We start from the raw sequence: 1276 nt of genomic DNA, 5'->3' as shown, positions 1-1276 counted from the left end.
GTGTGCCCGGCTGCGGGAAGCCGTAGCCACCCTGCGGGGCCGGGGCCGGTGCGTTGGGCTGGGGTGCCGGGAAGCCCGGCTGGCCGGTCGGCGGCTGGGGATGCTGCGCCGGAACGTTCGGCGTGCCCGGGACCGGCGGCTGGTCGCCCTGCGGCAACGGCCACCCGGGCTGCCCGGCCTGCGGCTGCGGCTGCGGCTGATACGCCGGTACGGGCCACTGCGGCGCCGCTGCGGGCGCGGCCGGCTGGTACGCGGGCGGCAACGGCGGCAGCCCGGGCTGCGGGCCGGGCTGCTGGGCCTGCGCGGCCCAGGGCTGCTCGGCCGGGACGACCGGGGCAACCGGGGCGTCCTGCGGTACGGCGTCCTGGGGCGCGGCATCCTGCGGAGCCGCGTCCTGCGGTGTCGCGTCCACGCCGGCGGGTACGGCGTCGACCGGCTCGGCGGGAGCGGCGGGGGCCGCCAGCGGCGCGGCGGTCACGTAGTCACCCGAGTCGGCGGGCTCGCCGGTGCTCTGGTCGGCGGGCGCGGCCGGCGCGGCCGAGGCGGTCGAGATGCCATCGCCCGGTTCAGCGGCATCGGCAGCCGCGACAACGGAGGGGGCAGAGGCAGGCGCAGGGGTGGCGGCGGGCTCCGGTTCGCCCGCAGGCTCGTCGGTGTCCGCCGTCGTGCCCTCGGAGCCTTCCGGACCGGAGGCCGCGGCCTCGGGCTCGGGCCGGCCCGTACGGTCGGCGTCGGTGTCGGCCCCGGCAGCGGCCCCGGCATGGGCCTCGCTCTCGCTGTCCGCGTCCTGGGCAACGCTCGCCCCGGGCTCGGCCCCGTCCTCGACGGCCGCGGCGACGGGCTCGTCGTCCACGACCGGCCCGGGCGCGGGAGCCGTTTCCGCTACGGGAGCGGTCTCGGCCACGAGGGCAGGGGGCGCCTCATCGGTACCCGTACCGGTAGCCGTACCCGTACTCGTGTCCGTACCCGCATCCGTCCCGGCCTCCGAGGCCGCCGCCGCGTCCGCCTTGGCCGCGTCCGCCTTGGCCAGCCGCTCCGCGAGCTCGCGCTTCAGCGAGCCCGGCGAGAACCGCATGGTCGCGCCGCTCTCGATGTCCCCGCCCCCGAACGGCTGCGGCTCGACGGCCGCCTCCGGAACGGGAGCCGGAGCGGAAGCCGGCGCCGGAGCGGAAGCCGCGGCCGTTCGGGGGCGGGGACATCGAGAGCGGCGCGACCATGCGGTTCTCGCCGGGCTCGCTGAAGCGCGAGCTCGCGGAGCGGCTGGCCAAGGCGGACG

1 pseudogene is annotated in these 1276 nt (G+C 79.0%); it reads right to left on the bottom strand.

Annotated elements, in window-relative coordinates:
• Positions 1-1075, bottom strand: a pseudogene (locus ACJA3G_RS37190) (hypothetical protein); the annotation flags it as partial.
• Positions 1076-1276 lie beyond the last annotated feature (201 nt).

It is taken from the genome of Streptomyces sp. YS-3, from assembly GCF_045257485.1.
Lineage (GTDB): Bacteria > Actinomycetota > Actinomycetes > Streptomycetales > Streptomycetaceae > Streptomyces.
The sequence above is the reverse complement of the archived record's forward strand: the minus strand, read 5'-3'. Positions and strand labels throughout refer to the sequence as shown.